We start from the raw sequence: 23,199 nt of genomic DNA, 5'->3' as shown, positions 1-23,199 counted from the left end.
CATGAGCGGGGACCGAGAGGATCCGGACGTCGGGTCGGTGGGCGAGGAGGCGGCGAAGCTGCTGGGCGCCCTGTCGGAGTGGGCGAGGGACGCGGCGCACGACGTCGACCGCCACCTCGCGACCGGTGCCGACGAGTGCACGTACTGCCCGATCTGCCGCACCGTGCACGCCGTGCGCGGGCTGAGCCCCGAGGTGAGGACGCAGCTGGCGACGGCCGCGACGACGTTCCTCCAGGCCGCGGCCGGGCTGATGGCGTCCGCGGCGCGCGACCAGCAGGCCCCCCAGGGCGGCGTCGAGCACATCGATCTCGACGGCCTGGATGACGACGCCGACTGGCCGGTGGAGACTGACCCCGAGGAGAGTGACCGATGAGCCTGGCCTGCGGGATCGACGTCGGCGGCACGAAGATCGCCGGCGGCGTCGTCGACGAGGACGGCGGCATCCTCGAGGAGCTGCGCGTCGAGTCTCCGGCGACGGACGCGGAGGCGATCGAGGAGGCCATCGCCGGCCTGGTGACCGAGCTCCGCTCGCGGCACCCGATCGAGACCGTCGGCGTGGGCGCGGCGGGGTACATCGACAAGGCGCGCGCCGTGGTGCTGTTCGCGCCCAACGTCGCCTGGCGCAACGAGGACCTCAAGGGCGAGCTGGAGAAGCGCGTCGAGCTCCCCGTCGTGATCGAGAACGACGCCAACGCCGCCGCCTGGGGCGAGTTCCGCTACGGCGCCGCCCACGACGCCGACGACCTCCTCCTCGTGACGGTCGGCACCGGTGTCGGCGGCGGTCTGGTCCTGGACGGCGAGGTCTACCGCGGCGCGAACGGGGTGGGCGCGGAGATCGGCCACATGCGCGTCGTACCCAACGGGATCCTGTGCGGTTGCGGCAAGCACGGCTGCTTCGAGCAGTACGCCTCCGGCTCGGCCCTGGTGCGCGAGGCCCGCGCGCTCGCGCTCAGCGGCGCCCAGATCGCGCAGGGCATGCTCCGGCGCGCCGGCGGCGACCTGACGAAGATCACGGGTCCGCTCGTCACCGAGGCGGCGCAGGCCGGCGACGCGGGCGCCCTCCAGCAGCTCGCCGAGCTCGGCCGGTGGCTGGGCGAGGGCATGGCCTCGCTCACCGAGATCCTGGACCCCGAGGTGATCGTGGTCGGGGGCGGCGTCAGCGAGGCCGGGGACCTGCTCCTCGAGCCGACCCGCAAGGCCTTCGCCGGCCAGCTGGTCGGCCGCGGCTTCCGCCCGATCCCGGAGATCCGCAAGGCGCAGCTCGGCAACCGGGCGGGGCTGATCGGCGCGGCGGACCTGTCCCGGCGCTGACGCCGAGACACCCCCCGAATCCGGGATGTGCGAGCCCGCGCGGGGCCGAAGACTGGGGCGGTGAGCCAGGGACCCTTCCCGAGCAGCACCCCGCAGCGCCCTCGCCGTCGTACCGGTGGCCTGGCGCTGGTGGGCCTGCTCGTGGTCGTGCTGGCGCTCGTCGCGGTCGTCCTCGTGCGCACCCTCGGCAACGACGGCGGTGACAGTGGTGCGACGGCGGCCACGACCGCCGTCGACCTCTCGAGCCGGCCCGCCGACCTCGACAAGACCTTGGCGGCGACGGCCGACAGCCTGCGCGAGTTCTGGACCACCGAGCTCCCGCGGGTCTACCACAAGCCCTTCGAGGACCTCGCGGGCGGGATCCAGCCGAAGACGAAGGACAGCCCGCCGTGGACGTGCAACGGCAAGCGCGTCACCTACCGGGACATCCGGGCCAATGCCTTCTACTGCGGCGGCAAGGACGACGACTACATCGCCTACGACGCGTCGTACCTGCTGCCCCGGCTGGACCAGGGCTTCGGCGCGCTCACGCCTGCCGTCGTCCTCGCCCACGAGTTCGGCCACGCCATCCAGCACCGGGCCGGGGTGCAGGCGCCGTCCGTGGTCATCGAGCTGCAGGCGGACTGCTTCGCCGGCGCCTGGGTCGCCTACGCGCAGTCGTCGGCCACCGACCCGGTCGCCGTCGACCAGTCGGCCCTGGACAGCTCCATCCGGGCGATCCCCCTGCTGCGGGACCAACCGGGGACGCCCGCGACCAACCCGAAGGCGCACGGCCTCGGCTTCGACCGCGTCAACGCGTTCCAGACCGGCTACGAGTCCGGCGCGAGCCGGTGTGCGACGTTCCCGGACGGCAACGTGGTCGTGACCGAGCTGCCGTTCCGCACTCCCGTCGAAGCCCTGACGGGGGGCAACATCGCGTTCGGCGAGGCGCTCCCGTTCTTCGTCGACCATCTCGACAGCTACTGGTCCGTTGCCCTGCCGCAGATCCCGGGAGCCCCGGCGTACCAGAGCCCGGCCCGCAAGCCGGCCCCGTCCGTCCCGCTTCCCGACTGCGCCGGCGACCCGGGCTACGACCGCCAGGCGGTCACCGCCTACTGCGTGCCCACCAACACCGTGTCCTGGGCGACGGCACCGCTCGCCCGGTTGCACGCTCAGATCGGTGACATGGCGACCGGCGCGGCGCTGTCGGAGAGCTGGGCCAGAGCTGCCCAGGCCCAGGCCGGCCTGCCGACGACGGGCGGTCCCGCGGAGCTCCAGCAGGTCTGCTTCACTGGCGCGTGGGTGGCTGCGATCGCGTCGAGCAGGTCCCCGGTCCAGCTCTCGCCAGGGGACATCGACGAGGTGCTCCTCACCGTGCTCACCCCGCTCTCCACGCAGGAGGAGCACGCGGTCCAGAGCACGTCGTTCGAGCGCGCGGACGCGCTCCGAACCGGAGTGCTCGACGGTCTCGGCGCCTGTCTGAAGTAGCGCGCCGCACACGCCGAGCACGAACGTCACTACCGTGATGCCGTGCGTGCCTACCACGTGTCGTCCAGCCTCAACCGCGCCTCGATCGCCGAGCACGGCCTGGACTGGGAGCGCATGGGACTCGCTTGCGGCATCGCCGGCAGCCCGACCCCCGAGGCGGAGGGCGTGTTCCTCTGCCGGGAGGAGGTCGAGGCCGACTGGTTCGTGCGTCTCAACAACACGGGTGGGCCGGTCGATGTGTGGATGATCGACGGGATCGAGCCGGAGTCGCTGATCGACAACGGAAGCGGGTTCGAGTACGTCCGCCACAAGATCCCGGCCGCCAGCCTGACCCTGCTGAGGGGCAGCCTCGACGACGACGGCACCCACTGACCTGCCGCACGGCGTCCGGCGGTCTGTCACGTCCTCCGGTGAGCACCCGTCACCGGGCGGAAGTGTGGTGGATCCGATCCACCGGATGCGTTGGATCGACCACACTCGCGCGCCGAGCCGTGAGCCGGGATGCCGGCCGCAACCACCCACCCACCGCCCCGTTCGCTGCCTATCGGTCGCAACCCCAAGCGGACCGCGAGGAGCTGACGGTCGACCGCACCCCCTCCGTCGTCGGGGGTCTCGACGAGCTCGGCCAACGGTGCGCCGGCAAGCGACCGACAGGAGCCACTCGCTCTACTGGGTCGTGTGCCTGAGACCGCGCTATAGCGCGGTCTCAGGCACACGACCCGAACACCGCGCGAGCCGTGAGCCGGGATGCCGGCCGCAACCACCCACCCACCGCCCCGTTCGCTGCTATCGGTCGCAACCCCAAGCGGACCGCGAGGAGCTGACGGTCGACCCCGCCGCGTCCGCCGTACGAGGTCTCGACGAGCTCGACCAACGGTGCGCCGGCAAGCGACCGTCAGGAGCCACCCGCTGTGCTGGGTCGTGTGCCTGAGACCGCGCTATAGCGCGTTCTCAGGCACACGACCCGAACACCGCGCGGCCGTGAGCCGGCCGACGTCCGCCCCCACCAACCGCCCGTCTGGTCGAATAGCCCCCGTGGCTCTCTTCATCGGCGTGGACATCGGCGGCACCAAGGTGCTGGCGGCCGCGGTGTCGTCCACGGGCCGCGTGCTGCGCACGGCCCGCCGTGAGACCCCCGGGCGCCGGGTCGAGGCCCGGCTGGTCGAGGACGCGCTGACCGAGGCGGTCGAGGAGATCGCCGGCGTCCGCCGGCCCTCGGCGATCGGCATCGCGGCGGCGGGGTTCGTGGACGCCCAGGGGGAGCGGGTGCGGTTCGCGCCGCACCTGCCCTGGCGCGACGAGGGGGTGCGGGCGAAGCTCGCCGAGCGGTGGAGCGCGCCGGTCGTGCTCGACAACGACGCGAACTGCGCGGCCCGCGCCGAGGTCGTGTACGGCGCCGTGGGGAACGCCCACGACGCGCTGGTCATCACGCTCGGCACCGGCATCGGCGGCGCGGTCGTGCTCGACGGCGCCGTGCACCGCGGCTACAACGGCATGGCCGGCGAGTTCGGCCACATGCAGGTCGTGCCGGACGGCCGGGAGTGCGAGTGCGGCGGGGTCGGCTGCTGGGAGCAGTACTGCAGCGGCAAGGCGCTGGCCCGCTACGTCCGCGAGCACGGCGGCCCCGAGGACCTGACCGGGCCCGCGGTGATGGAGGCGGCCCACGCGGGCGACCCCGTCGCGACGGCCGCCTTCGAGGACGTCGGCACCTGGCTGGGCGTCGGTACGGCGAACCTGGTCGCGGCGTTCGACCCCGAGATCGTGGTCGTCGGCGGCGGCCCGTCGATCGCCGACGACCTGCTCCTGGCACCGGCGCGCGCGGCGCTGCGCGAGTCACTCGTCGGCGCGGCGCACCGCACCGTGCCGCCGATGGTCCGGGCCGCGCTCGGCCCCGAGGCGGGCGCGATCGGTGCGGCGTACCTGGCCCGGCAGACCTTCAGGAACGCCGGTACTCGGGCACGAGCTCGACTGCAAGCTGCTCGAGGAACAGCCCGACATCGGTGACGATGCCGCGGGCCTGCGAGGAGCCGCGGTCGGCGAGCTTGGTGACCGTCGCCGGGTTGATGTCCACGCACACCAGCGGGATCGAGGCCGGGAGGATGTTGCCGGTCGCCACGGAGTGCAGCATCGTCGCGACCATCAGGCAGAAGCCGACGTCCTTGAGCTGTGCGCGCATCGCGCGCTGGCCCTCGATCACGTCGGTGTAGACGTCCGGCAGCGGGCCGTCGTCGCGGACCGAGCCGACGAGGACGAACTCCTTCCCGTGCGTCACCAGCGCGTGCATGATGCCGCCGGTCAGCACGCCGCTGTCGACGGCCGCCTTGATCGACCCCTCCTTGCGGATGGTGTTGAGCGCGCGGATGTGGTGCTCGTGGCCGTGCTCGACACCGCGGCCCATCGCCAGGTCGATGCCGAGGCTGGTGCCGTACAGCGCGGACTCGATGTCGTGGGTGGCCAGGGCGTTGCCGGCGAACAGCACGTCGACGAAGCCGGCGTGCACCATCGCGACCAGGGCCGGCGCCGCGCCGGTGTGGACGACGCCCGGCCCGCCGACCCACAGGACCTTCTTGCCCGCGGCCTTCGCCTCGCGCATCCCGTCGGCGACCTGGCGGACCAGCACCGCCTGCGGCTTCTCCGAGGAGACCTCGGACTCCATGAACCCGAAGGCGCCCGCCGTCTCGTCCGGCGCCGGGATGGTGACCTTGATGCCGGACGCGCCGGTGATCACGAGCATGCCCTTGCGGACGTCGGACATCGGCAGCGTGTAGACCCGCTGCGGGCGGCCGTCGCCGTCGCGCTCGAGGATCAGCCCGCAGTCCATCTCGGGGTTCTCGACCTCGATCCAGGTGCCGTCGATGCGGACCCGGGTGTCGAGGTTCGTCGTGGAGTAGAAACGGTCCGGGAACACGCCGTCGCGGTCGGCCTCGGCGACCGTCGCCTCGCCCGGGTCCACCTGGTTCACGCCGCGGGTCTGCAGCCGCATCAGCAGCCGCTGCAGCGACTCGTTGTCGTCGGCGATCACCGTGATCACCGCGTGCGACGGGTCGTCGGTCTCCCGGCCCACGTCGAAGCGGTCGATCGAGTAGTCGCCGCCGTACTCGCGGATGTCGTCGAGGACTCGCGACAAGATGCCGTGGTCCATCAGGTGGCCGGTGATCTCGACCGTCTCGTTGGCGCTCACGGGGAGCACCCTAACTACACCTGGGCGCCGTCGTCCCAGGGGTCGCGCGGCTCGCGCGGCATCTTCACGACGAGATAGAGGAAGCCGCCGACGAAGGCCGCGACCAGCAGGTAGCCGAGCCACACCGGCATCCCGATCGAGAACAGCAGCGCGCAGAGCAGCACCACCGGCGAGCCGAGGACTCCGGCCCAGGCGAGCAGCCGATCCGGCTCGACGCGGGGGAGCGGCGGCGGCTCGGGCGGCGTGAAGCCCTCCTCCTCCTCGTCGGCGACGAAGGGCTCGTCGTCGCTCTCGGCGGGGAAGGCGCTCGGGTCGCCGAAGCGGCCGCCGAACGGCGCGGACGACGCCTGCGGGGGCGCCGTCGGCGACTCGTCGATCTCGGCGCGGTCACCGTAGTTCTCGACGATCGCGCGCCAGGCCCGCTCCTCGGCCTCGTCGGCGCCGTCGCCGCCGTCGCTGGGCTGGTGGTCCGGCTGCACACCACGAGCGTATGCCCCGCCGGGTGAGGTGGTCTCCTCAGGCTCGCGCCACGCGGGCGACGAACGCCGCCGTCTCGGCGTAGATCTGCTCGGCGTCGTTGTCGAGGGTCGCCACGTGGTAGCTGTCCTCGAGGCGTACGACGGTGACGTCGGTCGAGCCGACCTTGCCGGTGATGATCGGTTCGGACGCCTCGTCCACGACGTGGTCCTCCGTCGAGCGGAAGTAGAGCAGCGGGGCGGTGACCTTCGACAGGTCCTCGATCAGCCCCGGCCACGCCTGCATCATCGAGTGGATCGCCTTGAGCGGGGTCCGCGTGTAGCCGTGCTCCTCGACCCCGGCCTTCTTGATGTCGTTGGCGATGCCCGGGAACGACTTCACCAGGTGCTTGAGCACCGGCAGCAGCTTCACGTCGAGCCGCTTGGTGGCGACCGCCGGGTTCACCACGACGACGCCGGCGACGTCGGCGGGCCGGTCCGCGGCGAGCCGCAGCACGAGGGCGCCGCCCATCGACAGCCCGCCGACCACGACCGCGTCGGTGTCGGCCCGGAGCCGCTCGAACGCCGCCGAGAGCTCGCCGTACCAGTCCGCCCAGGTCAGCGTGTTGAGCTCCTCCCACGTGGTGCCGTGGCCCGGGAGCCGGGGCACCTCGACGGCGTACCCCTGCTCGGCCAGGGCCTCGCCCCACGGCCGGATCGACGCGGGCTGGCCGGTGAAGCCGTGGCTCAGCAGCACGCCCACCCGGCGGCCACCGGTGAGGGCCGGCTGGGCCGGGGCGGAGTACGGCGTCGCGAGCGGGTGTACGGTCATGCGCGGATTGTGCACCACCCGGGTCACTCATCGACCGGGGTATGGGGGAACTGCCCCGCCACGGTCTAGGCTGCCCGCGTCGGGTCGTCTCGGGATCGTGCGCGGAGGTGTCGGTGTTCTACTGGTTCCTGAAGTGGATCGCTCTCGGTCCGTGGCTGCGCCTGGTGTTCCGCCCGCGCGTCTACGGCGCGGAGAACGTCCCGCTCGAGGGCCCCGCGATCCTGGCGAGCAACCACCTCTCGTACGCCGACTGGCTGTTCATGCCGCTGACCCTGCCGCGGCGGGTCACGTTCGTCGCCAAGGCCGAGTACTTCACCGGCACCGGCCTCAAGGGCTGGCTGCAGCGCACGTTCTTCAAGGGCTCCGGCCAGGTGCCGATCGACCGCTCCGGCGGCAGCGCGTCGGAGGGCGCGATCATCTCCGCCAAGCGGCTGCTCGCGGAGGGTGAGCTGTTCGGCATCTATCCCGAGGGCACCCGCTCGCACGACGGCAAGCTCTACCGCGGCAAGGTCGGGGTCGCCCGGCTCGCGCTGGAGACCAAGGCACCGGTCATCCCGGTCGCGGTCGTCGGCACCGACGTCGTGGCGCCGCCGGGCAAGACGTTCGGGCGGTTCACCCGCCCCGTCGTCCGGTTCGGCAAGCCGCTCGACTTCAGTCGCTACGAGGGCATGGAGAACGACCGCTACATCCTGCGGTCGATCACCGACGAGATCATGTACGAGATCATGCGGCTCTCCGGCCAGGAGTACGTCGACATGTACGCCACCCGCGCCAAGGAGGAGTCCAAGAAGGACAGGGGCGCGGGCTCCGAGGCCGCTTGACCATCCACACCAGCCATCCGTTCGCGGACCCGGACCCCGACCCCGTACGGCGGTTCCGGGGGCGGCTCACCGGCACGGTCGCGCTGATCACCTCGGGCGGGGCGGGGCTGACCGTCAGCTCGCTGATGGTGGCGAACGGCGAGCCGGCGCGGGTGCTCGCGCTGGTCGATCCGGACAGCGACCTGGCCGACGAGGTCGGGCGCACCGGCCGCGCGGTCGTGCAGCTGCTGTCCTGGTCGCACCGCGACCTCGCGGAGGCGTTCGCCGGGACCGCGCCGTCGCCCGGGGGGCCGTTCCGCACCGGCCGCTTCGAGGACACCGAGTGGGGACCGCGGCTGGCCGACGCGTCGACGTGGGCCGGCACCGCGCTGGAGTCCACGACGACCGTAGGCTGGTCCGCGCTGCTGACGCTGGCTGTCGAGTCCGTCACCGTCGGCGACGACGACGAGCCGCTGGTCCACCGGCGCGGCCGGTACGTGAGACCGGCCGGATGAGCGCCATCGCGGCGTACCTGCGCCGGCTCGGGATCGACGTCCCGCCGCCGCCCACGCTCGACGCGCTGTTCCTGCTGCACCACCGGCACCTCGAGCGGGTGCCCTACGAGAACCTGGCGATCATGCTCGGCCGGCCGCCCTCGGTGGACGCCGTCGCGTCGCTGGAGCGGGTGGGCGAGCTCGGCCGCGCCGGCTACTGCTTCCACCACAACGGCGCCCTCGAGGTCGCGCTGCGCGAGCTCGGCTTCGACGTCAGCCGCCGGCACGGCCACGTGTGGACCGACGAGGACGACCGCGCGGGAACCTTCCTCAACCACCTCGTGCTGCACGTCGCCGGGCTGCCGACCCTCGGGAACCCGGGAGGGGAGTGGTGGGTGGACGTCGGCCTCGGCGACGCCTTCCGGGAGCCGCTGCCGCTGGTCGTGGGGGAGCACCGCCAGGACGGCTTCGGCTACGTGATCGACGACGTGCGGACCGACGGCTGGTCGTTCCGCCACGACCCGACCGGCAGCTTCGCCGGCATCGAGGTGTCGTCGCGGCCGACCGAGCCTGCCGACGTGCTCGCCGCGCACGCGGAGCTGTCCGCGCCGGGCACCGGGCGGTTCTCGAGGGTGCTCGTCGTGCAGCGGCGGTACGCCGGCGGCACGGCCACGCTGCGCGGCTGCCTGCTGACGCACGTCAGCCTCGGGGCCACCGTCGAGACCGAGCTGGCCACCTGGGAGACCTGGCGCGCGGCGCTGGACGACCTGCACCTGCCGGTCGCCGACATCGCGGAGGACGAGCTCCGCGGGCTCTACGACCGGATGTGGGCCGGGCACCTGGCCTGGCGCGCGACCTAGGATCACCCGCATGGCCGAGGCGCCCACGGACCTGCTGAGCATCGCCGACGAGCTCTACGGCCTCCCGCTGCCCGACTTCACGCCGGCCCGGGACGCGAAGGCCAAGGAGCTCAAGGGCACCGATCTCGGCAAGCAGGTCAAGGCGCTGAAGAAGCCGTCCCTGGCCGCGTGGGTCGTCAACCTGCTGGTCCGGCGCGAGACCGGCCAGGTCGAGCAGGTGCTCTCGGTCGGCGAGGCGCTCCGCGAGGCGCAGGCCTCGATGTCCGGCGACGCGCTGCGCGAGCTCACGAAGCAGCGCCGGCAGCTGACCGCCGCGGTCACGACCCAGGCGCGGCGTACCGCGCGCGAGGAGGGCACGAAGGTCACCGACGCGGTCGCCGACCAGGTGGAGGCGACGCTGACCGCCGCGATGGTCGACGCGGAGTGCGCCCGAGCGGTCCGCAGCGGGCTGCTGGTCGCCGCGCTGGCCACGACCGGCCTCGACCCGGCGGACGTGGCCGGCGCCGTCGCGCTGCCCGAGGCGCTCGGGTTCGAGGCCACGGCGCGCGAGGCCGAGCTCCCGCCGCGGCCCGAGCTGCGGGTCGTGCCCGATCCGGAGGCCGACCGCAAGGCCGTGGCGGCGGCGGAGCAGACCCTCGCCGCGACCCAGTCGGAGCTCGACGACGCCACCGCGGAGTACGACCAGGCCAAGGCGGCGTACGACGACCTCGCCGCCCGCAGCCTCCAGGTCCAGGCCGAGATCGAGGAGTTGCGCGGGAGGCTCGCGGAGCTCGAGTCGACGGCGGAGGAGGTCGACGACGAGCTCTCGGAGGCCGACGACACCCGCAACGAGGCGGAGGACGCCCTGCGTGAGGCGCAGCGGTCGCGCGACGCCGCGGCGGCGGCCGTGGCGAAGCTCCGTTAGGGCTGGTCCGCCCAGCCCTTCGAGCGTTCGACGGCGTCCCGCCAGCGGGCGTGCGCGGCGTCGGCGGTCGCCCGGTCGCCCCGCGGCTCGAACCGGCGGTCCAGGCTCCAGGTGTGCCGCAGGTCGTCGCTCGAGGACCAGACGCCGGCGCCGAGGCCGGCGAGGAACGCCGCACCCAGCGCGGTCGTCTCCACCACCTTCGGCCGCTCGACCGGTACGCCGAGCTGGTCGGCCTGGATCTGGCAGAGCAGGTCGTTCGCCGCCGCGCCGCCGTCCACGCGCAGCGAGGACCGGGCCGGCATCGTCTCGAGCACGTCGCGCACCTCGAACGCGATCGCCTCCAGCGTCGCGCGCACGACGTGCGCGCGGGTGGTGCCGCGGGTGATGCCGATGATCAGGCCGCGGGCGTGCGGGTCCCAATGGGGTGCGCCGAGGCCGGTCAGCGCGGGCACGAACACCACGCCCTCCGAGTCGGGCACGGTCCCGGCGACCGCCTGCGTCTCGGCGGCCGAGCCGACGATCTGGAGGCCGTCGCGCAGCCACTGCACGGCCGCGCCGGTCACGAAGATCGCGCCCTCGGTCGCGTAGGTCAGCTCGCCGTCCGGCGACCGCCACGCGGCGGTGGCCAGCAGGCCGGCCTCGGACCGCTCGATGCTGGAGCCGCAGTTGGTGAGCACGAACGATCCGGTGCCGTAGGTGCACTTGGCGTCGCCCTCGTCGAAGCAGGTCTGCCCGAACAGCGCGGACTGCTGGTCGCCGGCCACGCCCGCGATCGGCAGCGAGAGGTCCAGGAAGGTCTTCGGGTCGGTGACGGCGATCTCGCCCCAGTTCGGCACCAGCTCCGGCAGCGCGTCGCGCGGGACGCCGAACAGCTCGCAGAGCTCGTCGGACCACTCCCCGGTCGAGAGGTCCATCAGCAGCGTGCGCGAGGCGTTCGAGACGTCGGTGACGTGGTAGGTGCCCCGCGTCATCCGGGCGATCAGGTACGAGTCCACCGTGCCCACGGCGTACCGGCCGGACTCGACCAGTGCCCAGGTGTGCGGCTCGTGCTCGCGCAGCCACATCAGCTTGGTGCCGGAGAAGTAGGGGTCCAGCCGCAGCCCGGTCAGCTCGCTGACCCGGTCCTCGTGGCCCTCGTCGCGCAGCCGCGCGCACAGGTCGGCGGTACGCCGGTCCTGCCACACGATCGCCCGGCGGGGCGATCCCAGCGTCTCCCGGTCCCAGAGCAGCACGGTCTCGCGCTGGTTGGTGATGCCGACCGCCTGCAGCCGCGTGGCGTCGTACGACCTCAGCACCTGCCGGGTCGCCTCGAGCGTCGCCTGCCAGATCTCCTCCGGCACGTGCTCGACCCAGCCCGGCTTCGGGAAGTGCTGGGCGAACTCCTCGTAGCCCTTGGCCGCGACCGACCCGTCCTCCTCGACCACGACCGCGGTCACGCCGGTCGTGCCCGCGTCGATCGCGAGCACACTCATGCACGTACTCGCTTCGCTCCGTGCGCGCATGAGGCACAGCACACGCCGCCTTGAATGATTCGCTCGCTACGCTCGCTCATGCCCGGGTGCCCCGGATGATCTCGAGGACCTTCTCGTCGATCCACGAGCCGTCCGGCGCCACCCGCATCTCGTAGTTCTCGGTGCCGACCCAGGCCTGGAAGTCACGCGCGCCGGCCGCCCGGGCCAGCTCGTCCAGCTCGGCCGCCAGCTCGGGCTCGACCGGCACCTTCTCCTCGTCGGTGGAGGCCGTGAGGTACAGGTCGTTGAGGTCGAGCAGCCGCAGCAGCTCCGGGATCGGCGTCGGGTGGTCGTCGACGCGCAGGTCGACGGCGATGTCGTCGAGGCCGCCGTACCCGGCGCCGTCCTGCACCACGAGCACCGCCGCGGACTGGCGGCCGCGCGAGTCCCCGCCGGCCTCGTCGCCGGCGGCCAGCGCCTCGAGCAGGCGGCGCGCGAGCGGGGCGCCCTCGGGCGAGGCCAGCCAGGCCCGCTCCATCGCCTCGACCACCTCGGCACCGGTGAGGATGTTGCCCTGGATCGCGTAGCCCTCGCCGGTCGCGCTGCCGGCCCAGTCCAGGCACGCGTGACCGGTGTGGCTCGCGGCGTTCCCGTCGACGTCGACGATGCCGACCTGGCGGTGGTCGCGGCCCTCGTCGTCCTCCAGCAGCCGCTGGAGCGCGACCGACGCGGTCGCGCCGTCGTCGAGGTGGGCGAGCGCCTGGCCCTTGTACGCCACGTTGGCGTCGGCCTGGGTGGCGATCGCTCCGACGCCGGCGACGGCGGCCGGGACGGCGGATCCCACGGCGAGGAACTTGGAGGCGACGGCCACGCCCCAGGACTGGCCGTCGGCGGAGCGGGCCACGATCGAGAACGTCATGCCGGGACCCTATCGACACCCGGTGGCGTCGAGCGGGCCTCCGGCGGCGGCCCGAACACGTGCGGCGGCGCGCCCAGCGGGGTACTTTAGTCTCCGAAGGACCGAAGATATGACCTGATCGGTCGCTACCCATCCGAACGAGAGAGATCCCGATGACCGTCCGTCGCGTCGCCCTGCTCACCGCCGGTGGGCTCGCTCCCTGCCTGTCCTCGGCGGTCGGCGCGCTGATCGAGCGCTACACCGCCCTCGACCCCGAGATCGAGATCATCGGCTACCTCGACGGGTACGCCGGCCTCCTCCGTGGCGAGCACCTCACGGTCACGCCCGAGGACCGCGAGCGGGCGCACCTGCTGCACCGGTTCGGCGGCAGCCCGCTCGGCAACAGCCGGGTCAAGCTGACCAACGTCAAGGACTGCGTCAGGCGCGGGCTGGTGGCCGAGGGCCAGGACCCGCTGCACGTGGCGGCCGAGCAGCTGACCCGGGACGGCGTCGACGTGCTGCACACCATCGGCGGCGACGACACGAACACCACGGCGGCCGACCTGGCGGCGTACCTGCACGAGAACGGCTACGAGCTCACCGTCGTCGGTCTGCCCAAGACCATCGACAACGACGTGGTGCCGATCCGGCAGTCGCTCGGCGCGTGGACCGCCGCCGAGCAGGGGGCGGCGTTCGCCCGCAACATCGTCGCCGAGCACTCCTCGAACCCGCGGATGCTCGTCGTGCACGAGGTGATGGGCCGCAACTGCGGCTGGCTGACCGCCGCGACGGCCGCGAAGTACCGGGAGTGGCTCGACACCCAGGAGTTCTCCGGCTTCGGCGGCAACCACCGCGCGGCGTGGGACATCCACGGCGTCTACGTCCCCGAGCTCGACCTCGACATCGCGGCCGAGGCCGCACGGCTCCGCGCGGTCATGGACGAGACCGGCTGCGTCAACATCTTCCTCTCCGAGGGGGCCGGCGTGTCCACGATCGTCGAGGAGATGCTCTCGCGCGGCGAGGAGCCGAAGCGCGACGCCTTCGGCCACGTCAAGATCGACACCATCAACCCCGGCGCGTGGTTCGCCAAGCAGTTCGCCGGCATGGTGGGCGCCGAGAAGACGATGGTCCAGAAGAGCGGCTACTTCGCCCGCTCCGCGGCCGCCAACGACGAGGACCTGGCGCTCATCCGGGCCTGCGCGGACCTCGCGGTGGAGGCGGCGCTGCGCGGCGAGAGCGGAGTCGTCGGCCAGGACGACGAGGCCGGAGACGAGCTGAGGGTCTGCGAGTTCTCCCGGATCAAGGGCGGCAAGGCGTTCGATCCCTCGGTGTCGTGGTTCCGCGAGCTGCTGCAGCAGATCGGCCAGCTGCAGCACTAGATCTTTACTTCTCGTTCCGACGAGACTGGTCGGCATGCGCGTCGGAGTACTCACCGGAGGCGGGGACTGCCCCGGCCTGAATGCCGTCATCCGTGCCGTCGTCCGCAAGGGCGTCAAGGTGCACGGCTTCGAGTTCGTGGGCTACCGCCACGGCTGGCGGGGCCCGCTCGAGGGCGTGACGATGGAGCTCGGCATCGAGCAGTGCCGCGGCATCCTGCCGCGCGGCGGCACCATCCTCGGCTCCTCGCGGACCAACCCGTTCAAGCTCGAGAACGGGGTGCAGCGCATCAAGGACAACCTCGCGAGCGACGGCGTCGACGCGCTGATCGCGATCGGCGGCGAGGACACCCTGGGCGTCGCCACCAAGCTCGCCGACCTCGGCGTGAACGTCGTCGGCGTGCCGAAAACCATCGACAACGACCTGTCCGGCACCGACTTCACGTTCGGCTTCGACACCGCCGTCAACATCGCGACCGAGGCGATCGACCGGCTGCACACCACCGCCGAGTCCCACCACCGGGTGCTCGTCGTGGAGGTGATGGGCCGGCACGCCGGCTGGATCGCGCTGCACTCCGGCATCGCCGGCGGCGCGAACATCGTGCTGATCCCCGAGCAGCCGTTCGACATCGACGAGGTCTGCGCCCTGGTCGAGTCGCGGTTCGAGTCGCACTACTCCCCGATCCTGGTGGTATCCGAGGGCGCGGTGCCGCGCGAGGGCGGCTCGATGACGCTGCAGTCGGGGGAGATCGACGAGTTCGGCCACGTCCGGCTCGGTGGCATCGGCGACCGGGTCGCGAAGGAGATCGAGACGCGCACCGGCAAGGAGGCCCGCGCGGTGGTCCTCGGCCACGTCCAGCGCGGCGGCACGCCCACGGCGTTCGACCGCTGGCTGGCCACCCGCTTCGGCCTCCAGGCCAGCGACGCCGTCGCGGACGGCGACTTCGGCACCATGATGGCGCTGCGCGGCACGAAGATCGTGCGGGTCCCGCTCATCGAGGGCACCGGTGCCCTGAAGCTGGTCAGCCCCGAGGAGTACGCCGAGGCGCGCGTCTTCTTCGGGTAGCGCGGCCGCGTCAGCGGACGCGGTGATGGTGGTCGAGCGAGCCGCGCGACCGAGGAACGAGGTCGCGACCGGCGTGTCGAGACCCGGTCGATGTCGAACACGACCACCGCCGACAGAACCTGCGCGCGTCCCCGATGCGTAGAAGGGGTGAGACGATCACCCACTCCGGGAGGGCATGTGACGGCCGAGGACGACTTCGAGAGGTTCGCGGTGGCCGCGTGGCCACGGCTGCACCGCTCGGCGTACCTGCTGACCGGTGACCACCATCTCGCCGAGGACCTGGCGCAGACGGCACTGGCCCGCACCTACGCGAGCTGGCGGCGGGTACGCCGGTCCGACGCGCTGGCCTACGCGCGCCGGGTCCTGGTCAACGCGAACATCGACCGGCTCCGGCGTCGCCGCTCGCACGAGGTGCCGGGCGGGGCGGTCGACGCCACGCTGGTGAGCCGCGCCCAGCCCGGTGCGGGTGCGGACGAGCTGGCCGGCGACCGGGACGAGCTGATGCGCCTGCTCGCCGGCCTGACCGACCGGGAGCGCCGGGTGGTCGTGCTGCGCCACTACTTCGACCTGTCCGAGGCCGAGGTCGCCCGCGAGCTGAAGATCGCACCCGGCACGGTCAAGAGCACCCTGTCGCGCGCGCTGCGCAAGCTGCGGGTCGCCGACGGCTCCGACGTCGAGGACGACCACTTCGTGAAGGGAGACCTGCGATGAGCACACGCACGATCGAGCAGCTCGAGCGCGAGCTGCACGACGGCGAGGACACCCACCTCGGCCGTCCCGACCTCGCCGCGATCCGCGAGGCCGGCCTGCGCCGCCGTCGCCTCGGCGCGCTCGGCGCCGCGACCGGTGTCGTGGTCTCGACGGTCGTGCTCGGCCTGGTCGTCGGTGTCCTCACCGGCGGCGGCAGCGACCGCGCCCGGGAGCCGGAGCCGGCCGACCATCCGCACCAGCTCTCCGAGCTGGCCCAGCGCGCCCTCGCCGAGATCCCGGGCGCCAGGCAGGTGTCCGACTGGCAGGTGGTGCTGCCCGCGCCCGACGGTGGTCAGCGGGACTGGGGCCTCGACGACCCGATCCGTCCGGTCGGCGCGCCCGTCGACACCGGCGCCCACCACTACAGCGGCGTCACGAGCTACCGTCGCGCGGACTTCCCGCACTGGCTCTACGACGGCGTCCAGCACATCGAGCAGACCGACCTCGCCGACGAGGACGGGGGCTACCCGGTGGGCTCGACCGACCTGGGCATCCTGGTCGACGACGGGCCGGCCTACCTCGGCTGCGTGGGCACCGCCGCTCGCTGCGGTCCCGCGCTGCTGACCCGCGGGAGCGACGGGGGCTGGGTCTACGAGTGGGGCATGGGGACCGACGACTTCCTGAAGCCCGGCTCGAAGATGGAGGTCTTCCTCAGCGACGACTACGCCACCGGTGCGCCGGGTCGGCTGGTGCTCGCCGGGCTGCCCGGCACCGACGTCGCGCGGGTCGAGCTGGTGACCGTGGCCGGCACCCGGGTGGCGGGGCACGTCGAGAGCGGCACCGTCGTCCCCGGCGACACGATGATGTGGGGCACGGTCACCGGCGACCTGGCCGCGGTGATCGCGTACGACGCGCACGGCGACGTGGTCGAGGACCACGAGCTCAAGCCCTGCAGCGACCCTGTGGACTGTGAGGTTCGCTGAGCCGGTGCGTCGACGCGACCGCCTGACGGTCTGGACCACGCCCGTCGTTCCGGAGCGTTCCACCCGCAGGGGTGGGTAAAGGCTCCTACCGTCGACGTGCTTGGTGACGCTCGGGGGGCTGGTGGGACTCGGGCTCGTCATGCGTCGTGCTGATCCGGGCGAGGAACCTGCCCAGGAACTGCCCAGAGAGGGATCAGCATGTCCACCACACCGCTTCGTCGTGCGCTCGCGTGCCTGGCCGGGCTCGGCCTGGCGACGCTGGGCCTCGCGGTCCCGGCGCAGGCGTCGGACCCGCTGTACGTCTACCCGACCGCGCCGTCGCCGGTCACGGTCGCCAAGACCTGGTCCGCCGGCACCGTCGCCAACGGCGGCACCGTCACCGCCCACGTCGTCGCCACCAACCCGACCGGGGTCACGCGGACGATCATCTTCCAGGACACCTACGACTTCGGGCTCGCACCGGCCAGCCTGCCGGGCGGCTGCGGCACCACCAGCTACACCGGCTACCCGATGTTCTTCTGCCACGTGACCGTGCCCGCGATGGGCACCGCGGCGGTCGACATCCCGTTCACCGCGACGTACGTCGGGCCGAAGCAGTTCAAGCACACCTGGCGGATGTCCGAGGCCGTCGACGTCCAGAAGCAGGAGACCTACGTCTCGCTGCCGGCCGGCCAGACCCAGACGTTCTCGGTCGCCTGCCCGAGCGGGTACGCCGAGGTCGACCACTCGCTGCACGTGCTCGGCGTCGACCAGGGCACCGGCACCATCGACGACGTCCACGTGGTCTCCAGCACACTCACCGCGACCGGCTGGTCGGTCACCGTGCAGAACGGCGCCACCGGACAGGCCCAGGCCAAGCTGTTCGCCACCTGCCTGAAGACCTACACCAACACCGGCGGCACGATCGCGGTGTCGGGCATCCAGTCGTTCTCGGTCGACAACTTCCTGCCGGTCGGCGACGTGCCGTCCGAGTTCGAGGCGACCTGCCCGGCCGACCAGACCCCGGTGGCGCTCAACCTGAACGGCGCGCAGGCCAACAGCAACTACCCGAACGTCCACGACGTGCTGCTCACCCAGGTCGGGATGAAGGCCGACGGCGGCCGCAGCTCGACCGTCTTCGCCGTCGTCAACCAGCCGACCGACACCACGCTGCAGTGGCGCTGCCTGAGCACGAAGTCGACCACCGGCAACCGATTCGAGTTCCGGGTGGAAACGGAGACCGTCACGGTCGGGGCGATGTCGGACGCCGAGGTGCAGGTCTACTGCGACCACGGTGAGAAGGGCATCGTCGGAGGCTGGTACGGCGGGCCGCTCAACGGCTCGGAGCCGCGGCCGGTCAGCCGCACGTACTGGTTCCACAACACCTCGGCGGCGCCGGTGACCTACACCGCGAAGCTGCTGTGCGTCGGCAGCCGGCTGGTGCGCGGGGTCAAGGTCGCCGCGTTCGCCAAGCAGGAGCGCTGCAACTACCTCGGCGGCGTGGAGAGCCCGGCGGAGACCGAGTACCTCAACCACGACGAGGAGTGCCTGCTGGTGCGCCAGAGCTGAGCCCACCCGCGACCGGAGCCGGATTACCGGCGCCGGTCGCGGGGCAGGGTGGGCCCATGACCACCACCTCGAGCTCGGACACGCTGGACGTCAACGGCCCGACCCCGGACCTGAAGCGCGTCCTCGGCCCGCGACTGCTCCTGCTGTTCATCGTCGGCGACATCCTCGGTGCCGGCATCTACGCCGTGACCGGCGAGATGGCGCTCGAGGTGGGCGGCCTGGTGTGGCTGCCGTTCCTCGTCGCGTTCGCGGTCGCCACGCTCACGGCGTTCTCCTACCTGGAGCTGGTGACGAAGTACCCGCAGGCGGCCGGCGCGGCGCTCTACACGCACAAGGCGTTCGGCATCCACTTCGTCACGTTCCTCGTGGCGTTCGCGGTGATCTGCTCGGGCATCACCAGCGCGTCGACGTCGTCCAACCTGCTCGCCACGAACCTGCTGGCCGGGTTCGACGGGCTCGGCTGAGACGTGCCGCAGGGCGACGTCGCGGTCACCGTGGTCGCGATCGCGTTCATGGTGCTGCTCGCCGGCATCAACCTGCGCGGCGTCGGGGAGAGCGTGAAGTTCAACGTCGTCCTCACGATGGTCGAGATGGCCGCGCTGGTGATCGTGATCCTCATCGGCTTCTGGGTGATGGCCCAGGGCGACGCCGACATGGGCCGGATCGTGGTCTTCGACTCGCAGTCCGACCGCGGGCTGTTCCTCGCGGTGACCGTGGCGACCGCGATCGCGTTCTTCGCGATGGTCGGCTTCGAGGACTCGGTCAACATGGTCGAGGAGGTCCGCGAGCCCGAGCGGATCTTCCCGCGGATCATGCTCACCGGCCTCGGGATCGCGGTGATCTTCTACGTGCTGGTGGCGATCTCGGTGATCGCGGTGATCCCCGAGGGCGAGATCGAGGCCGTGGTCGCCGACGAGGGCAAGGTGCTGCTCGCCGTCGTGCAGACCGGCGCCCCCGGCCTGCCCATCGACAAGATCTTCCCGTTCCTCACCGTGATCGCGGTCGCGAACACCGCGCTGCTCAACATGCTGATGGCCAGCCGGCTCCTCTACGGCCTCGCCCACCAGGACGTGCTCCCGCGGACCCTCGGCAAGGTGCTGCCGGGCCGGCGCACGCCGTACGCCGGCATCGCCTTCTCCACGCTGCTCGCGCTGGCGCTCATCGTGGTCGTGACCTTCCTCGCCGACACCTCGGTCATCAAGGCGCTGTCCGGCACCACCGCCCTGCTGCTGCTCTGCGTGTTCGCCGTCGTGAACGTCGCCTGCCTGGTGCTGCGCCGCGACCCCCGCCACGAGGGGCGCTTCCGGGCGCCGGGCTGGGTGCCGTTCGTCGGCGCCGCCGCCTGTCTGGCGCTGGCGGGCCCCTGGGCGCGCGACCGTGAGGACTGGGTCCAGTACCAGGTCGCGGGCGGCCTGCTGCTGCTCGGGATCCTGCTCTGGGCGTTCACGTGGCTGACCAACCGCGCGGTCCGCGCGCAGCGGACCGGCTTCCGCGACATCGAGCACATGGAGGACTGACGTCTCAGGTCCGGCCGCCGAATCGGAGCCGGGCCGGTGGCCGCCGTACCCTTGACGGGTGAGTGCGATCCCGTCCCTGGCCGACCTGCACGCCCTGAACCCGGCGCAGCAGCCGTCCTATCCCGACCCTGCCGCCGTCGACGCGGCCGTCGCGCGCCTGCGCACGGCCCCGCCGCTGGTCTTTGCGGGCGAGTGCGACGAGCTCAAGGACAAGATCGCGGCGGTCGCGCGGGGCGAGGCCTTCCTCCTCCAGGGCGGCGACTGCGCGGAGACGTTCGCCGGCGTGACGGCCGACAACGTCCGCAACAAGCTCCGGGTGCTCCTGCAGATGGCGGTCGTGCTGACGTACGCCGCGTCGGTGCCGGTCGTCAAGGTCGGCCGGATCGCGGGCCAGTACGCCAAGCCGCGCTCGTCGGACTTCGAGACCCGCGACGGCGTCACGCTGCCGGCGTACCGCGGCGACGCGGTCAACGGCTTCGACTTCACCGCCGAGTCGCGGGTGCCGGACCCGCAGCGGCTCGTGGACGTGTACAACTCCAGCGCCGCGACGCTGAACCTGGTCCGCGCGTTCGTGACCGGCGGCTACGCCGACCTGCGCCAGGTGCACACCTGGAACACCGACTTCGTGCGCGAGTCCTCGGTGGGCCAGCAGTACGAGGCGATGGCGAACGAGATCGAGCGCGCGCTCACGTTCATGAAGGCCATCGGCGCGGACCCCGACGAGTTCCACCGCGTCGACTTCCACTCCAGCCACGAGGCGCTGGTGCTGGAGTACGAGCACGCGATGACCCGCATCGACTCGCGGACGAACACGCCGTACGACGTCTCGGGCCACTTCGTGTGGATCGGCGAGCGCACCCGGCAGCTGGACGGCGCGCACGTGGAGCTGCTGAGCCACATCCGCAACCCCATCGGCGTCAAGCTCGGCCCGTCGACCACGCCGGACGACGCGCTGGCGCTGGCCGCCAAGCTGAACCCCGCGAACGAGCCGGGCCGGCTGACGTTCATCACCCGCTTCGGCGCCGGCAAGATCCGCGACGGCCTGCCGAACCTGGTCGAGAAGGTCACCGCCGCCGGGGTCGAGGTCGCGTGGGTGTGCGACCCGATGCACGGCAACACCTTCGAGGCGTCGTCGGGCTACAAGACCCGCCGCTTCGGTGACGTGATCGACGAGGTCCAGGGCTTCTTCGACGTGCACCGCTCGCTCGGCACCTGGCCCGGCGGCCTGCACGTGGAGCTGACCGGCGACGACGTCACGGAGTGCGTGGGCGGCGGCGAGGACCTCACCGACCTCGACCTCGCGCACCGGTACGAGTCGGCGTGCGACCCGCGCCTGAACCGGGTCCAGTCGCTGGAGCTGGCGTTCCTGGTCGCGGACATGCTGCGTCAGGTCTGAGCCGTCTGACCCGTCAGATCCGGGGTGCGGCGTCCTTCTCGGCGCGCAGCTCGGTGCGGGCGACCTTCCGGTCGGTGACCACGATCCAGGCCGCGAGCGCGACGCCGCCCAGGATGGCGAGCGTGAACAGGACGATCGCGATCGCCGGGTAGCCGAGGATCGTGGTGTCGGTCGGCACCTGCATCAGCAGCGACGCGCCGAGGATGCTGGCGGCGATCACCAGCCCGAGCGTGAGCCGGTTCGCCAGGCGCTGCAGCACGGTGTGCAGCCGCTCCTCGTCGACGGCGTCGACGCGGACCCGGAACCGTCCGTCCGCCAGGTCGTCGAGGATCCGGTTCGCGCGCCGGGGGAGCTGGGAGGTGAACTCCTTGGCGTCCAGCGCGGCGGTCACCAGGCTGCCCGGAGAGGTCCCCAACCCGCTGCGGAGGATGCGCGGCAGGTGCTCCCGGATCGCCTCGGCGGGCACGAACTCCGGATCGAGGTGGAGCGTCGTCTGGTCGAGGTTGAGCAGCGCCTTGCCGACCATCGACATCTCCGGCGGCGGTCGCAGCCCGTGCGCGCCGGACACCCGGCTCAGGTCGACCAGGACCCGGCCGGCCTGCAGCTCCGGGCCGGTGGCGACGGCCTCGGAGACCAGGTGGGTCACGTCGTCGCGGAACGCGTTGGCGTCGTAGCGCTCGAGGGGCTCACCCATGTCGGCGAGCACGCGGGCCGCCTGCTCGCCGTTGTCGTCGCCGATCGCGACCAGCAGCCGGACCACCTTCTCCTGGAGCCGCGGCGGGATGGTGGCGACCATGCCGAGGTCCAGGATCGCGAGCCGGCCGTCGGGCGTGACGAGCACGTTGCCCGGGTGCGGGTCGGCGTGCAGGAAGCCGTCCTCGAGGATGGACTTCAGGTACGCCGAGAACAGCTGCTCCACGATCGCGTGGGCGTCGAGGTCCAGCAGGCCGAGCGGTCCGACGTCGGTGACCTTGCGGCCCTCGACGAAGTCCATCGTGAGCACCCGGCCCGAGGTCAGCTCGAGCACCGGCTCGGGGACGACCAGGAGGTCGTAGGAGCTGGTCAGGTCACCGAAGCGCAGCAGGTTGCGGGCCTCGCGCCGGTAGTCCAGCTCGAGCCGCAGCGAGCGCTCGAACTCGTGGAGGAGGCGGGCGAAGCCGTACGTGCGGCCCAGGTCGCTGCCCTTGTCGGCGACGGTGGCGATCCGGGCGAGCGTCTCCAGGTCGGCGCGGACCTCGTCGCGCACACCGGGCCGCTGGACCTTGATCGCCACCTCGCGACCGTTGCGGAGCGCGGCCCGGTGCACCTGCCCGAGCGACGCGGCCGCCACGGGCTCGGGGTCGAAGTCGGTGAACAGGTGACGCGCCTCGGAGCCGAGCTCGTCGGCGATCGTGGTCCGGACGATGTCGACGTCGAACGGCTCGACCTCGTCCTGGAGGCGGCTCAGCGCGGTCGTGTACGACGGCGGGAGCAGGTCGAACCGGGTGGACAGCAGCTGGCCGAGCTTGATGAACGTCGGCCCCATCGCCTCCAGGTCGGCGGCGAACGCCTCGGCGCGGTCGGTGGTCCCGTCGTCCCCGACGCCGTCCTCCGCCCCGGCGTCCGCGTACTCGTCCAGGCTGGCGCCCGACACCAGGTCGGAGCGGCCGTGGCGGATCAGGAACCGCGCGATCGCGGCGTACCGCCGGGTCCGGGACTCGTCGTAGGACATGCCTGGGAGGGTTCCCCGCGCCGGGTCCGGACACGCCTGACGTGACGCGACCCACGAGCCGGCCGCCGGTGATCGCAAGCGGGTTGTGGGTACCGACCCGCTGTGACCGAGAAGAACGCCGAGGACAGCCAGCGGGACGACGAGGCGGAGCGCCAGGCCATCGCGGACCTGGACGAGAAGCTCGACGAGCAGGCCGACGGCGAGGGCCTCGCCGCCGAGGCCGGGCGCGGCGAGGAGACCGGGCTGGCCGAGGGGTGAG

General features: G+C 72.3%; 24 protein-coding genes. 18 read left to right on the top strand and 6 right to left on the bottom strand.

Annotation, left to right across the window (positions count from 1 at the left end; translation table 11 throughout):
- The first annotated feature begins 1 nt into the window (after position 1).
- The 5 genes from ABD086_RS16985 to ABD086_RS16965 all read left to right on the top strand — a co-directional run bounded on the left by ABD086_RS16985 (position 2) and on the right by ABD086_RS16965 (position 4,782).
- Positions 2-373: a hypothetical protein gene (locus tag ABD086_RS16985; protein WP_343908789.1), complete on the top strand. Its 372-nt coding sequence runs from the start codon at positions 2-4 to the stop codon at positions 371-373.
- Positions 370-1,311: an ROK family glucokinase gene (locus ABD086_RS16980; RefSeq protein WP_343908788.1), complete on the top strand. Its 942-nt coding sequence runs from the start codon at positions 370-372 to the stop codon at positions 1,309-1,311. The genes ABD086_RS16985 and ABD086_RS16980 overlap by 4 nt, the downstream gene beginning before the upstream one ends.
- A gap of 60 nt (positions 1,312-1,371) precedes the next feature.
- On the top strand, positions 1,372-2,778 hold the full coding sequence (locus tag ABD086_RS16975; RefSeq protein ID WP_343908787.1) for a neutral zinc metallopeptidase: 1,407 nt from the start codon (positions 1,372-1,374) through the stop codon (positions 2,776-2,778).
- Between the two features lie 42 nt (positions 2,779-2,820).
- A complete protein-coding gene (locus ABD086_RS16970) occupies positions 2,821-3,150 on the top strand; it encodes a hypothetical protein (protein WP_343908786.1) in 330 nt (109 codons plus the stop codon).
- Positions 3,151-3,813: 663 nt separating this feature from the next.
- Positions 3,814-4,782 carry an ROK family protein gene (locus tag ABD086_RS16965; RefSeq protein WP_343908785.1) on the top strand — a complete coding sequence of 323 codons (969 nt, stop codon included), beginning with the start codon at positions 3,814-3,816 and terminating at the stop codon, positions 4,780-4,782.
- Here ABD086_RS16965 and ABD086_RS16960 read toward each other — a convergent pair.
- From ABD086_RS16960 to ABD086_RS16950, 3 genes are read right to left on the bottom strand one after another with little or no spacing between them, the layout of a single operon-like run.
- Positions 4,715-5,959, bottom strand: a complete 1,245-nt coding sequence (locus tag ABD086_RS16960; protein ID WP_343908784.1) for an ornithine cyclodeaminase, nickel-pincer nucleotide-dependent — start codon at positions 5,957-5,959, stop codon at positions 4,715-4,717. The genes ABD086_RS16965 and ABD086_RS16960 overlap by 68 nt on opposite strands.
- 14 nt (positions 5,960-5,973) lie before the next feature.
- Positions 5,974-6,438: a hypothetical protein gene (locus tag ABD086_RS16955; RefSeq protein ID WP_343908783.1), complete on the bottom strand. Its 465-nt coding sequence runs from the start codon at positions 6,436-6,438 to the stop codon at positions 5,974-5,976.
- A gap of 37 nt (positions 6,439-6,475) precedes the next feature.
- The gene (locus ABD086_RS16950) at positions 6,476-7,246 is read right to left on the bottom strand and encodes an alpha/beta hydrolase (protein ID WP_343908782.1); all 771 of its coding nucleotides are present in this window, start codon (positions 7,244-7,246) and stop codon (positions 6,476-6,478) included.
- A 113-nt stretch (positions 7,247-7,359) separates the two neighbouring features.
- On the opposite strand from ABD086_RS16950, the gene ABD086_RS16945 reads away from it, so the two are divergent.
- From ABD086_RS16945 to ABD086_RS16930, 4 genes are read left to right on the top strand one after another with little or no spacing between them, the layout of a single operon-like run.
- Positions 7,360-8,067 carry a lysophospholipid acyltransferase family protein gene (locus ABD086_RS16945; protein ID WP_343908883.1) on the top strand — a complete coding sequence of 236 codons (708 nt, stop codon included), beginning with the start codon at positions 7,360-7,362 and terminating at the stop codon, positions 8,065-8,067.
- On the top strand, positions 8,064-8,561 hold the full coding sequence (locus ABD086_RS16940; RefSeq protein ID WP_343908781.1) for a flavin reductase family protein: 498 nt from the start codon (positions 8,064-8,066) through the stop codon (positions 8,559-8,561). Before ABD086_RS16945 ends, ABD086_RS16940 begins: the two co-directional genes overlap by 4 nt.
- Complete coding sequence (locus ABD086_RS16935) at positions 8,558-9,400, top strand: arylamine N-acetyltransferase family protein (protein WP_343908780.1); 843 nt, start codon at positions 8,558-8,560, stop codon at positions 9,398-9,400. The genes ABD086_RS16940 and ABD086_RS16935 overlap by 4 nt, the downstream gene beginning before the upstream one ends.
- Before the next feature lie 10 nt (positions 9,401-9,410).
- Positions 9,411-10,304 (top strand): hypothetical protein, encoded by an 894-nt coding sequence (locus tag ABD086_RS16930; protein ID WP_343908779.1) that lies wholly within the window; start codon positions 9,411-9,413, stop codon positions 10,302-10,304.
- Here ABD086_RS16930 and glpK read toward each other — a convergent pair.
- Positions 10,301-11,776, bottom strand: coding sequence for a glycerol kinase GlpK (gene glpK, locus ABD086_RS16925; RefSeq protein WP_343908778.1), 1,476 nt, complete (start codon positions 11,774-11,776; stop codon positions 10,301-10,303). The genes ABD086_RS16930 and glpK overlap by 4 nt on opposite strands.
- A gap of 76 nt (positions 11,777-11,852) precedes the next feature.
- The gene (locus ABD086_RS16920; protein ID WP_343908777.1) at positions 11,853-12,674 is read right to left on the bottom strand and encodes a DUF1028 domain-containing protein; all 822 of its coding nucleotides are present in this window, start codon (positions 12,672-12,674) and stop codon (positions 11,853-11,855) included.
- A gap of 152 nt (positions 12,675-12,826) precedes the next feature.
- Between ABD086_RS16920 and ABD086_RS16915 the strand changes: the two genes are divergently transcribed.
- The 8 genes from ABD086_RS16915 (at position 12,827) to ABD086_RS16880 (ending at position 21,229) form a co-directional block, all read left to right on the top strand.
- The gene (locus ABD086_RS16915; protein WP_343908776.1) at positions 12,827-14,032 is read left to right on the top strand and encodes a pyrophosphate--fructose-6-phosphate 1-phosphotransferase; all 1,206 of its coding nucleotides are present in this window, start codon (positions 12,827-12,829) and stop codon (positions 14,030-14,032) included.
- 34 nt (positions 14,033-14,066) lie between these two features.
- On the top strand, positions 14,067-15,095 hold the full coding sequence (locus tag ABD086_RS16910; RefSeq protein WP_343908775.1) for a 6-phosphofructokinase: 1,029 nt from the start codon (positions 14,067-14,069) through the stop codon (positions 15,093-15,095).
- A 177-nt stretch (positions 15,096-15,272) separates the two neighbouring features.
- Entirely contained in the window at positions 15,273-15,806 is a 534-nt protein-coding gene (locus ABD086_RS16905) for a SigE family RNA polymerase sigma factor (RefSeq protein WP_343908774.1), read from the top strand.
- Positions 15,803-16,768, top strand: coding sequence for a hypothetical protein (locus ABD086_RS16900; RefSeq protein WP_343908773.1), 966 nt, complete (start codon positions 15,803-15,805; stop codon positions 16,766-16,768). The genes ABD086_RS16905 and ABD086_RS16900 overlap by 4 nt, the downstream gene beginning before the upstream one ends.
- A 198-nt stretch (positions 16,769-16,966) precedes the next feature.
- Complete coding sequence (locus ABD086_RS16895; RefSeq protein ID WP_343908772.1) at positions 16,967-18,316, top strand: hypothetical protein; 1,350 nt, start codon at positions 16,967-16,969, stop codon at positions 18,314-18,316.
- A gap of 56 nt (positions 18,317-18,372) precedes the next feature.
- On the top strand, positions 18,373-18,780 hold the full coding sequence (locus ABD086_RS16890; RefSeq protein ID WP_343908771.1) for an APC family permease: 408 nt from the start codon (positions 18,373-18,375) through the stop codon (positions 18,778-18,780).
- Between the two features lie 3 nt (positions 18,781-18,783).
- The gene (locus ABD086_RS16885; RefSeq protein WP_343908769.1) at positions 18,784-19,833 is read left to right on the top strand and encodes an APC family permease; all 1,050 of its coding nucleotides are present in this window, start codon (positions 18,784-18,786) and stop codon (positions 19,831-19,833) included.
- Positions 19,834-19,891: 58 nt separating this feature from the next.
- A complete protein-coding gene (locus ABD086_RS16880) occupies positions 19,892-21,229 on the top strand; it encodes a class II 3-deoxy-7-phosphoheptulonate synthase (protein ID WP_343908767.1) in 1,338 nt (445 codons plus the stop codon).
- Between the two features lie 13 nt (positions 21,230-21,242).
- On the opposite strand, the gene ABD086_RS16875 is transcribed toward ABD086_RS16880, so the two are convergent.
- On the bottom strand, positions 21,243-22,940 hold the full coding sequence (locus ABD086_RS16875; RefSeq protein ID WP_343908765.1) for an ABC1 kinase family protein: 1,698 nt from the start codon (positions 22,938-22,940) through the stop codon (positions 21,243-21,245).
- A gap of 102 nt (positions 22,941-23,042) precedes the next feature.
- Between ABD086_RS16875 and ABD086_RS16870 the strand changes: the two genes are divergently transcribed.
- Positions 23,043-23,198 carry a hypothetical protein gene (locus ABD086_RS16870; protein WP_343908763.1) on the top strand — a complete coding sequence of 52 codons (156 nt, stop codon included), beginning with the start codon at positions 23,043-23,045 and terminating at the stop codon, positions 23,196-23,198.
- Position 23,199: the final 1 nt, after the last annotated feature.

The sequence above is a fragment of the Nocardioides aquiterrae genome (assembly GCF_039526625.1).
Taxonomy (GTDB): Bacteria; Actinomycetota; Actinomycetes; order Propionibacteriales; family Nocardioidaceae; genus Nocardioides; species Nocardioides aquiterrae.
This window is presented reverse-complemented; position numbering and strand designations above follow the sequence as displayed.

Excerpts from the sequence above, each read along its gene's own strand:
- ABD086_RS16985 (WP_343908789.1), top strand. The coding sequence starts at position 2 with ATGAGCGGGGACCGAGAGGATCCGGACGTCGGGTCGGTGGGCGAGGAG.
- ABD086_RS16980 (WP_343908788.1), top strand. The coding sequence starts at position 370 with ATGAGCCTGGCCTGCGGGATCGACGTCGGCGGCACGAAGATCGCCGGC.
- ABD086_RS16950 (WP_343908782.1), bottom strand. The coding sequence starts at position 7,246 with ATGACCGTACACCCGCTCGCGACGCCGTACTCCGCCCCGGCCCAGCCG.
- ABD086_RS16935 (WP_343908780.1), top strand. The coding sequence starts at position 8,558 with ATGAGCGCCATCGCGGCGTACCTGCGCCGGCTCGGGATCGACGTCCCG.
- ABD086_RS16930 (WP_343908779.1), top strand. The coding sequence starts at position 9,411 with ATGGCCGAGGCGCCCACGGACCTGCTGAGCATCGCCGACGAGCTCTAC.
- glpK (WP_343908778.1), bottom strand. The coding sequence starts at position 11,776 with ATGAGTGTGCTCGCGATCGACGCGGGCACGACCGGCGTGACCGCGGTC.
- ABD086_RS16920 (WP_343908777.1), bottom strand. The coding sequence starts at position 12,674 with ATGACGTTCTCGATCGTGGCCCGCTCCGCCGACGGCCAGTCCTGGGGC.
- ABD086_RS16915 (WP_343908776.1), top strand. The coding sequence starts at position 12,827 with ATGACCGTCCGTCGCGTCGCCCTGCTCACCGCCGGTGGGCTCGCTCCC.
- ABD086_RS16910 (WP_343908775.1), top strand. The coding sequence starts at position 14,067 with ATGCGCGTCGGAGTACTCACCGGAGGCGGGGACTGCCCCGGCCTGAAT.
- ABD086_RS16900 (WP_343908773.1), top strand. The coding sequence starts at position 15,803 with ATGAGCACACGCACGATCGAGCAGCTCGAGCGCGAGCTGCACGACGGC.
- ABD086_RS16895 (WP_343908772.1), top strand. The coding sequence starts at position 16,967 with ATGTCCACCACACCGCTTCGTCGTGCGCTCGCGTGCCTGGCCGGGCTC.
- ABD086_RS16890 (WP_343908771.1), top strand. The coding sequence starts at position 18,373 with ATGACCACCACCTCGAGCTCGGACACGCTGGACGTCAACGGCCCGACC.
- ABD086_RS16875 (WP_343908765.1), bottom strand. The coding sequence starts at position 22,940 with ATGTCCTACGACGAGTCCCGGACCCGGCGGTACGCCGCGATCGCGCGG.